Annotated in this window: 7 protein-coding genes and 2 rRNA genes; 7 read left to right on the top strand and 2 right to left on the bottom strand. The window is 58.8% G+C overall.

Translation table 11 applies throughout. From position 1 onward, the window contains the following. Both ABHU32_RS02335 and rrf read left to right on the top strand, forming a co-directional pair. Positions 1–998: ribosomal RNA gene (locus tag ABHU32_RS02335) — 23S ribosomal RNA — on the top strand; the annotation flags it as partial. Positions 999–1,143: 145 nt separating this feature from the next. Next, a 5S ribosomal RNA gene (gene rrf, locus ABHU32_RS02330) occupies positions 1,144–1,259 on the top strand. 130 nt (positions 1,260–1,389) lie between these two features. Here the strand turns inward: rrf and ABHU32_RS02325 are convergent. Next, positions 1,390–1,857 (bottom strand): hypothetical protein, encoded by a 468-nt coding sequence (locus ABHU32_RS02325; protein ID WP_215693576.1) that lies wholly within the window; start codon positions 1,855–1,857, stop codon positions 1,390–1,392. A gap of 276 nt (positions 1,858–2,133) precedes the next feature. Here ABHU32_RS02325 and ABHU32_RS02320 point away from each other — a divergent pair, with 276 nt between their 5' ends. Then, a complete protein-coding gene (locus tag ABHU32_RS02320; protein WP_040359532.1) occupies positions 2,134–2,565 on the top strand; it encodes an Hsp20/alpha crystallin family protein in 432 nt (143 codons plus the stop codon). An 82-nt stretch (positions 2,566–2,647) separates the two neighbouring features. On the opposite strand, the gene ABHU32_RS02315 is transcribed toward ABHU32_RS02320, so the two are convergent. Then, positions 2,648–3,457 carry an MBL fold metallo-hydrolase gene (locus ABHU32_RS02315; RefSeq protein WP_346978769.1) on the bottom strand — a complete coding sequence of 270 codons (810 nt, stop codon included), beginning with the start codon at positions 3,455–3,457 and terminating at the stop codon, positions 2,648–2,650. Positions 3,458–3,505: 48 nt separating this feature from the next. Between ABHU32_RS02315 and tilS the strand changes: the two genes are divergently transcribed. From tilS to ABHU32_RS02295, 4 genes are all read left to right on the top strand, one after another. Then, on the top strand, positions 3,506–5,044 hold the full coding sequence (gene tilS, locus ABHU32_RS02310) for a tRNA lysidine(34) synthetase TilS (protein ID WP_346978767.1): 1,539 nt from the start codon (positions 3,506–3,508) through the stop codon (positions 5,042–5,044). A 147-nt stretch (positions 5,045–5,191) separates the two neighbouring features. Beyond that, positions 5,192–5,740 (top strand): hypoxanthine phosphoribosyltransferase, encoded by a 549-nt coding sequence (gene hpt, locus ABHU32_RS02305; RefSeq protein WP_022093938.1) that lies wholly within the window; start codon positions 5,192–5,194, stop codon positions 5,738–5,740. Between the two features lie 61 nt (positions 5,741–5,801). Further along, positions 5,802–7,877, top strand: coding sequence for an ATP-dependent zinc metalloprotease FtsH (gene ftsH / locus ABHU32_RS02300; RefSeq protein WP_346978765.1), 2,076 nt, complete (start codon positions 5,802–5,804; stop codon positions 7,875–7,877). 189 nt (positions 7,878–8,066) lie between these two features. Continuing rightward, the gene (locus ABHU32_RS02295) at positions 8,067–9,251 is read left to right on the top strand and encodes a pyridoxal phosphate-dependent aminotransferase (RefSeq protein WP_346978763.1); all 1,185 of its coding nucleotides are present in this window, start codon (positions 8,067–8,069) and stop codon (positions 9,249–9,251) included. Positions 9,252–9,378 lie beyond the last annotated feature (127 nt).

The following is a 9,378-nucleotide window of genomic DNA, read 5'->3' as shown; positions in this document are numbered from 1 at the left end:
CCGGTAAACGGCGGCCGTAACTATAACGGTCCTAAGGTAGCGAAATTCCTTGTCGGGTAAGTTCCGACCTGCACGAAAGGCGCAACGACTTGGGCGCTGTCTCGACCATGGACCCGGTGAAATTGCACTGGTCGTGAAGATGCGACTTACCCGCGGAAGGACGGAAAGACCCCGTGAACCTTCACTGCAGCTTGGCATTGGCCGCTGGTCCCGCGTGTAGAGGATAGGCAGGAGGCACAGATCCGGAGGCGCCAGCCCCCGGGGAGCCGCCCTTGGAATACTGCCCTCGCGCGACCGGCGTCCTAACCCGAGGCCGTCAACCGGCTCGGGGACCGTGCCAGGCGGGCAGTTTGACTGGGGCGGTCGCCTCCTAAAGGGTAACGGAGGCGCGCGAAGGTCCGCTCGGGACGGTCGGCAACCGTCCTTTTGAATGCAAGAGTACAAGCGGGCTTGACTGCGAGGCCCACAAGCCGAGCAGGTGCGAAAGCAGGCTCTAGTGATCCGGCGGCCCCGAGTGGGTGGGCCGTCGCTCAACGGATAAAAGGTACTCCGGGGATAACAGGCTGATCTTGCCCAAGAGTCCACATCGACGGCAAGGTTTGGCACCTCGATGTCGGCTCATCGCATCCTGGGGCTGGAGCAGGTCCCAAGGGTACGGCTGTTCGCCGTTTAAAGCGGTACGCGAGCTGGGTTCAGAACGTCGTGAGACAGTTCGGTCCCTATCCTCCGTGGGCGCAGGAGAATCGATGGAGGCTGCCCCCAGTACGAGAGGACCGGGGTGGACGCACCTCCGGTGAACCGGTTGTCGACCAACGGCACGGCCGGGTAGCCGCGTGCGGCGCGGATAACCGCTGAAGGCATCTAAGCGGGAAGCCGTTCCAGGGATTAGTTCTCCTTCCGGTAAGGGCCCAGGTAGACTACCTGGTCGATAGACGGCAGGTGCAAGGACGGCGACGTCCTCAGCCGAGCCGCACTAATCGCCCGAGCTCTTCCGGAACCGCACCTCGCGGCCCGCGGGACATGCGCTCATGCGCGGTCCGGGCACGAGGATGCCCCCGAGTCACCTCCCCTATGCGCCATGCGGCCCCCAGGGCACGTGTAGAGTGAGACCCAGGACACCGTAACGGTGGGCGCCGCCCACCGGTCAGCGGCCAGAGCATGGGGGGCACGCCCGGTCCCGTTCCGAACCCGGAAGCTAAGCCCCATCGCGCCGAGAGTACTGCGGGGTCAGCCCGTGGGAGGCCAGGGCGCCGCTGACCGGTGGACGGCACCGAGCCGTACGCTTGAACTGAGAAGGGGGGAGGCCTCGCGGCCTCCCCCTTTTTGCGTTTACGGGGCGTAAATGACTCTATTACACCAGACGATCTTATTGTTTTTGGTATTGAGCTTTTATTTAAAGAAAATAAATCGAATAACAAGGGCAACTGCTATGGCCGCAATGATCAAAAGCAGGATTGTCAGTCGATGCTGCTTGCGTCGTTTACTTGACGAAACGAAGATTGATTTTCCCTGTTTTGGCGTTTCGAGATAGCGAGCCGAATGCGTTAAGGTTTGCTTTGGTCGAGGACCTCTTTGTTGATTGGCAGCGGATGCTTTCAGTGGCTCCTCACTAGCTGCGCTGTTTTTAGATAATGGTGCGTCTTTCAGATATACAGGGTCTCCCGAGGCGACGCCCATATGTTTACGCCCCGTTTGGGCATCCTCGAGTGTTTGATATCGATTTCTCGTCACATACTCGGGCTCCGGATCATTAATGGGCTCTTGCGAGATGTGGGGGCGATGGAACCGTGGCGGCTGCGTGGAAGTATCTTCCCCCTGCGTCGGCATAAACATTTTGTTCTGGTTTTGGTCGTCCATGATGCCCTTTAGCTCGTTACCAACAACGTGTACGCGCTCATTGTAAGCCCCTTGTTATTTGTAGCTGCGAACATACTCGTTATTTAAGCTCTGGTTCAAAGAGCCTTAACCTTACTAAAACCTTAGTCACACACACTTAGATATGCTTATAGTAGTGGACTCAAAAAACTTTATAGTCGATGTATATATAAGCACTGGGTGGGCATATATAAGAGCGTCAAAAGAAGTCCCAGTCACCTAGAAGATGGCTCGGCAGTCCTAAAAGGAGTGGTAAACATGGCAAGCATGGTTCCTTATCGTTCGGTTTTTGGCGTTCGTCCTTCTGCTAGCTCGCTGTTCGATCTGTTTGATGATATGACCGACCTTGCAAACAACTCGATTGCTTCCAAGGCGTTTCCCGTTGACGTTGAGGATAAGGGCGACGGCTATGAGGTCAAGGCCTATCTGACCGGTGTCGCCAAGGACGATATCGATGTCGAGCTCAATGAGGGCCGTCTGTCCATTAGCGTGAATGTCGAGGAAGACGAGGAGAACGAGGGCAAGAACTTCCTGCAGAAGGAGTTCAGCTCGTACAGCGCGACGCGTGGCGTGTATCTAAAGGACGCTTCGAGCGAGGGCCTCTCGGCTAAGTACGCTGACGGCATCCTGACCGTTACGGTTCCCAAGATCGTCGAGAAGAAGAACGTTACGAAGATCTCCATCGACTAACTTCGTTGGTGTTCTGCGCTATGAAAAGACAGCAAAAGGGGCTGGGAAGCGATTCTCGGCCCCTTTTGCTGTCTAGGACAGTCTATTGAATGGTTGCCGGCTGATACTGACTCGCAGGGCGTATCGAGAGTTTTCGCGATCCTTGGAGAAGGGTTGCGGAGCTGCCGACCTCGTCATCCAGGGTTGCGGCCAGAGCTTTGGCATAGCTTTTGACGGTAAGGCTCGGACGATTGTTATCTTGGCTGATATGCATGGCAATGAGCTGTTCGGTGCGATCGGTAACAAGTTCGCGCGCGGCTTCGGCGGCTTGGCCATTGGAGAGGTGTCCCCTTGCAGACAGGATGCGCTCCTGAAGAAAGCGGGGATATTCTCCCTCGCGCAGCATGGTCACATCATGGTTGCTCTCGAGCGCGAGGACTCGACAATCTTTGAGGGTGTTCATGGCTTGGCTCGATAGCTCTCCGGTGTCGGTGGCAAAGCCGATGGAATCATCGAGGGCGTCGAATCGATAACCGACTGGATTGATGACATCGTGTGATGTTGAGTAGGTTTGCACGTGGATGCCGGCAATGGATAGGGCGTCGCCGGGATCGAATTCCTCGACAGGCAGATGCGAAAGATTTTCTTTGTTCGAAAGAGTGCCCCTGCTGGCAAAGAGGGGGCCGTGCCAGTGCTTGCACCAGACATCGAGGCCCTTGATGTGATCGCTATGCTCATGAGTAATGAGAAGAGCCGAGACGTTGTCTGTCGAGAGCCCCAGTTCTGCCATGCGCTTTAATGTCTCGCGGCGAGACAGTCCGTCATCGACCATAATGAGCCCCTGCGGGCCCTCGATGAGTGCGCAGTTGCCTTTAGAGCCACTGCCGAGGATATGAAGGTGCAGACGAGACATAAGATTCCAAAGGATACAATGGGTGCGGACGAATAGAGGAGGAAGCAAATGCCTACGGTATCTCAGCATTATGGACACCATGCCGTGCCTGGGGCAGTCGATGAGACCCGGACGAGGCAGCAGGCTGCTCCTGTCGTGCTCATGGTATCAGGCGGCGCGGACTCGACGGCACTGCTTCTTATGGCGTGCACATCAAAGCTGGATATCCAAGACGGACGCGGTGTTGCCCCCATTGCTCGCGAGCGCCTGCATGTGCTGCATGTAAACCATCATCTGCGCGGCAAGGCGTCCGATGGCGACGAGGCCTTTGTGCGTGAGCTCTGCGCGAAATATGGTTTACCGCTGTGCGTGGAGCACGCTTATTTTGATGGGGAGTCGGGCAATATTGAGGCCGCGGCCCGCGAGGTGCGCTATGCCGCGGCGCGGAGGTATGTTCGCGAGCTCTGCGCCCAGATGGGGGCACCGCGAACGGCGGCTCGTATCTGCACCGCGCACACGTCTTCGGATCGCGCGGAAACGTTTTTGATGAACGCGATTAAGGGTTCGGGGCCCGCTGGCCTATCGAGCATTCCTCGCCGGAGGAATATCGTGGTGCGTCCCTTGCTCGACCTAACTCATGGCGAGCTCGTGGGCTATCTACAGGTACATGGTCAGCCGTGGCGTGAAGACGAGAGCAATGAGGATATCTCGTATCTGCGAAACTACGTGCGCCATCGAGTGATGCCGGTGGTGGCGCAGCGCAACGCGAGCGTCTGCAAGACGATTGGCGCCGCCTGCGAGATCTTAGGCGATGAGGACGCGTTTTTGTCTCAGCTTTCGGCACAGGCGTTTCGAAGCTGCCTGCGTAAGGAGGCGGCGGGCGCGCTGGTGCTCGATGCCAGGCGCCTTGCTGCGGCCGAGGTGGTAATCGCGCGGCGCATCGTGCGACTGGCGATTAAGCGCATCGATCCGGACGCTCGTCCAGAGATGCGACATGTGGAGCGAGTCCTTTCCTGCGTTGCCGAGGGCGCCGGCTCGGTCACGCTTCCGGCGGGGATTGACGCACGCATTGAGTTTGGCATGCTGGCGTTCAAGGCGCCGGCGGCTCGCGAGGGCCTGGTCGCGGACTGGGTTACCGTACCCGGTCGTTTGCCGTTGGGCGGGGGACGTATGCTGGTCACAGAACCGATGGCCGTTGAGCCGGGATGCGATATCGTGCGCCGCGCCCGTGAGCTTGCAGCTGCCGGGGAAGTGACAGCTTTGGTAGACGCGGCTGCCCTGGGTTTTGCCGACAGCGATAGTGAGCGGATCCTGGCGGGCTCGCGTGGCGAGATCCCTGCCGAGGCGCGATTGGCGCGCCTGTGGGTGGACGGTCCTGTACCGGGAGACGTGATGTGCCCGTTAGGGATGAGTGGTCGAAGCAAGAAAGTATCCGACTTGCTAGGTGAGGCTCGCATTCCCGTTTCCGAGCGCGCCGGCGTGCCCATGGTGAGGACGGCGCCGGGGGGCGCCGTGGTGTGGGTCGCCGGAGTTCGCGCGGACGAGCGTTTTAAGTGCACGGCCGCAACGCGCGTGGCATATCTGCTCCGCGTGGTCGATGCGGAATAGCGTCCCACGCCAGCTATTCTGTGCGACGTTGACGGTATTCCCGCGCTGATGGCGTACGGGCTGGAAAATATACCCCGTGCGCTGCTAAAATGTGAAGTTCGCGTCCATACGGCGGTGTGTGGGCGATAAGCACAAGAAAGGGTTGTCATGGCTTCTCAACATCCGGATATCGAGAAGGTTCTGTTCACGCAGGAGGATATCGACGGTATCGTCTCTCGCCTGGGCGAGGAGATTACTCGCGATTACGCGGGTAAGGATCTGGTGCTGATTGCGGTCCTGCGCGGCGCCGTGGTCTTTATGGGCGACCTGATGCGTAAGATCGAGCTGCCGACCAACATCGATTTCATGGCTGTTTCGAGCTATGGCGACGGTGTGAAGTCCTCGGGTATCGTGCGTATCATTAAGGACCTGGATATCGACATCCGCGGTCGCGACGTGCTGATCGTCGAGGACATTCTGGACTCGGGCCTGACGCTCAAGTATCTGATGAAGAACCTCGAGAGCCGCAAGCCCGCTTCTCTGGAGGTCGCCGCCTTCCTGTGGAAGGACGTTGAGGACCGCGTCTCGGCCATCACGCCCAAGTATGTTGGAACCCATTGCCCCGATGCCTTTGTGGTGGGCTACGGCCTCGACTATGCCGAGCGCTATCGTAACCTTCCGTATCTGGGCATTTTGAAACCGGAGGTTTATTCGTAAGATGCCCGACGACCGTAACGATAACAATTCCCAGACTCCCCGGGACCCAAAGATCCCGGGGATGCCCGGAGGCAAGAAGCCCACGCGTACGGGCTGGCTGTATTTTATTTTGGCTTGCGCGCTTCTGGGCTACGCCTTCTTTAACATGGGCTCCGGCTTTGCCAATTCCAGCAATACCGTTAAGCTCGCGACGAGCGAGATGGTGAGCGCCATCAAGCAGGATCGCGTCGAAGATCTGACCTATACGGTTCAAGACGGAAGCGTGACGGGTCATTACTGGAAGACGAAGAAGGACAAGGGCGATACGAGCGAGCTCAAGAGCTTCTCTTCGACCTATGTCGGCTCCGATTCGCTTGCCGAGCTCATGGCGGAGCACCCCGATACCAAATACATCGTCAACACCAACGATCCCGATTTTTGGGGCGACTTGGCGATGAGTGTGCTTCCGACGATCGCCCTTATCGCCATCATGTTCTACTTTATGCGCCAGATGATGGGCGCCAACAACAGGAACATGCAGTTTGGCAAGACCAACGCCAAGACCAACGAGGCCACACGCCCCAAGGTCAAGTTTGAAGACGTTGCCGGCGTGGACGAGGCAGTCGAGGAGCTCGAGGAGATCCGTGACTTTTTGAGCGATCCGGATCGCTATCGCAAGCTGGGCGCCAAGATCCCGCGTGGCGTGTTGCTGGTTGGCCCTCCGGGCACCGGTAAAACGCTGCTGGCCAAGGCTGTTGCCGGCGAGGCGGGCGTGCTGTTCTTTAGCATCTCGGGTTCCGACTTTGTCGAGATGTTCGTAGGTGTCGGCGCCAGCCGTGTGCGTGACCTCTTTAAGGAGGCCAAGTCCCAGGCCCCGTCGATCATCTTCATCGATGAGATCGATGCCGTGGGACGTCAGCGCGGAGCTGGCTTGGGCGGCGGTCACGACGAGCGCGAGCAGACGCTCAACCAGCTGCTGGTCGAGATGGACGGCTTTGAGGAAAGCGAGTCGGTCATCCTGATCGCTGCGACCAACCGTCCTGACATCCTGGATCCGGCATTGCTGCGTCCCGGCCGTTTTGACCGTCAGGTTACGGTCGACCGTCCGGATGTGAAGGGCCGCGAGCAGATCTTGCGCGTGCATGCCGAGAACAAGCCGATGGACGAGGACGTTAAGTTTGAGAAGCTCGCCCAGATGACCGTTGGCTTTACTGGTGCCGATTTGGCGAACCTGCTCAACGAGTCTGCGTTGCTGGCCGCTCGCCGTCATCGTTCCGTGATCTCGATGGACGAGGTCGAGGAATCGATGGAGCGCGTGATTGCCGGACCGCAGCGCAAGGGTCGCGTGATGACCGAGGCCGAGCGCACCACGATTGCCTACCACGAGAGCGGTCACGCCCTGGTGGGCCACATCCTGGAGCACTCCGATCCGGTCCACAAGATCTCGATCGTCAGCCGCGGTCAGGCTCTGGGCTACACGCTGCAGCTTCCGCAGGAGGACCACTTCCTCAAGACCAAGAACGAGATGCTCGACGAGCTCGCCGTGTTCTTGGGCGGTCGCGTTGCCGAGGAGCTCATGTGCGATGACATTACGTCGGGCGCGAGCAACGATCTGGAGCGCGCAACCAAGATGGCGCGCGAGATGGTCACGCGCCTGGGCATGAGCGAGGAGCTGGGCACGCAAGTGTTTGGCGAGGCGCAACATCAGGTGTTCCTTGGTCGCGATTACGCCGATCACCAGGATTACTCCGAGGAGACGGCGCGCCGTATCGATATCGAGGTTCAGCGCATCATGCGCGAGGCCCATCGTCGTGCGGTCGAGATCCTGGACGCCCGTCGCGATCAGCTCGATCTGATGGCGAAGGTGCTGCTTGAGCGCGAGACCGTCGAAGGTGACGCCGTGAACGCCCTGCTCGACAACGAGTGGGATGCCTACCTTGAGCGCGAGGGCGATATCCTGGCGGCCAAGGAGGAGCGCAATGCCAAGGCGGCCGGCATGCCGACCAAGAAGCGCGTGCCTCGAATGAGCGAGGAGGAGCTGGCGGCTGATGCCGCGGCCTTTGCGCAGGCGGCCATGCAGGAGGATGCCGAAGCCGCATCCGATGATGCTGACGATGACCATGCCGTCGTCGATGCCGACACCGACGCCGACAAATAGTCTTTGTGGCGAAAGCCTCCGCGGGGAAACCTGCAGAGGCTTTTTCTTTTGAGCGATATGGGGCCGTCTGTTGATTGGGGACAGACTTAAATGAGCGTTTTCACGCATTTTAGTCTGTCCCCAATCAACATTGCTGCGACACTTTGCTCGGCTAAAGCGTACAATAGCGCCTATGCGAAAGGGGAACAGATGATCAACGAAACTATGTATGCTCGCGGTGCGGAAAGCTCCATCATCCGTGAGATTTTTAGCTATGGCCTTGAGCGCAAGGCGCAGATCGGTGCGGAAAACGTATTCGATTTTTCGCTGGGCAATCCGAGCGTTCCGGCACCCGCTGCTGTGGCGGAGTCCATTAAGAAGGCCCTGGAGCTGCCGAGCGACCAGCTGCACGGCTACACGCCCGCACCGGGCCTGCCGCAATGTCGTGCCGCTGTGGCCGAATCGCTCAACCGCCGCTTTGGCACGAGCTATGAGGGCAAAGACGTCTTTATGACGGTGGGTGCCGCGGCTTCGCTCACCTGCGCGCTCAACGCCGTTACGAATCCGGGCGACGAGGTTATTGTTATCGCCCCGTACTTTCCGGAGTATCGCGTTTGGATTGAGAAGGCCGGCTGTACGTGTGTTGAGGCGCTCGCCGATGAAGATACGTTCCAGCTGAGCGTGGACAACGTGCTCAAGGCGATTACCGATAAGACGACTGCCGTTATCATCGACTCGCCCAACAATCCGACTGGTGCCGTATATACACGCGACACGCTGACGCGACTGGCCAATGCTCTGCGCGAGGCCAACGCTCAGCGCGATCCCGAGAATCCGATCATGCTCATCTCGGATGAGCCGTACCGCGAGATCGTGTACGGTGCCGAGGTGCCTTGGGTTCCTTCGATCTACGAGCACACCGTCGTGTGCTACTCGTATTCCAAGTCGCTGTCGCTACCGGGCGAGCGCGTGGGCTGGATCTTGGTTCCCAACACCAATCCGCAGGCTGCCCGTCTGATGCCGGCTGTTGCGGGTGCTGCCCGTACGCTGGGTTTTGTATGCGCACCGGCACTCTTCCAGCGCGTGATCATCGATTGCATCGATGAGCCGAGTGACGTTGAGGCCTATGCACGCAACCGCACGGCGCTTACCGACGCCTTGGCGGAGTACGGCTACACGTATGTTGAGCCGGATGGCGCGTTCTACCTATGGGTGAAAGCGTTGGAGCCCGATGCGAATGCGTTTTGCGAGCGCGCAAAGAAGTATGAGTTGCTTGCGGTTCCCTCGGACAGCTTTGGTATGCCGGGTTGGTTCCGCCTGGGCTATTGCGTGAGTTACGAAACGATTGTCAATTCGCTACCCGCTTGGAAACAGTTGGCGGACGAGTATCGTTAAAAGTAAAGCGCTCTGCCTACAATGTTTTACGTGAAACGGGGTTTGGTGTTAAGCCGGACCCCGTTGTCATGGACGTTGTGTCTTTGGGATGGAGCGGTTTTACGACTATCGAAGGCTATGCGTACAA

This window comes from Collinsella aerofaciens, assembly GCF_039758965.1.
GTDB lineage: Bacteria > Actinomycetota > Coriobacteriia > Coriobacteriales > Coriobacteriaceae > Collinsella > Collinsella aerofaciens_BR.
The sequence above is the reverse complement of the archived record's forward strand: the minus strand, read 5'-3'. Positions and strand labels throughout refer to the sequence as shown.

What these genes read in the sequence shown, in the direction of transcription:
- ABHU32_RS02325 (WP_215693576.1), bottom strand. Translation starts at nt 1,857, where the DNA reads ATGGACGACCAAAACCAGAACAAAATGTTTATGCCGACGCAGGGGGAA.
- ABHU32_RS02320 (WP_040359532.1), top strand. Translation starts at nt 2,134, where the DNA reads ATGGCAAGCATGGTTCCTTATCGTTCGGTTTTTGGCGTTCGTCCTTCT.
- ABHU32_RS02315 (WP_346978769.1), bottom strand. Translation starts at nt 3,457, where the DNA reads ATGTCTCGTCTGCACCTTCATATCCTCGGCAGTGGCTCTAAAGGCAAC.
- tilS (WP_346978767.1), top strand. Translation starts at nt 3,506, where the DNA reads ATGCCTACGGTATCTCAGCATTATGGACACCATGCCGTGCCTGGGGCA.
- hpt (WP_022093938.1), top strand. Translation starts at nt 5,192, where the DNA reads ATGGCTTCTCAACATCCGGATATCGAGAAGGTTCTGTTCACGCAGGAG.
- ftsH (WP_346978765.1), top strand. Translation starts at nt 5,802, where the DNA reads ATGCCCGGAGGCAAGAAGCCCACGCGTACGGGCTGGCTGTATTTTATT.
- ABHU32_RS02295 (WP_346978763.1), top strand. Translation starts at nt 8,067, where the DNA reads ATGATCAACGAAACTATGTATGCTCGCGGTGCGGAAAGCTCCATCATC.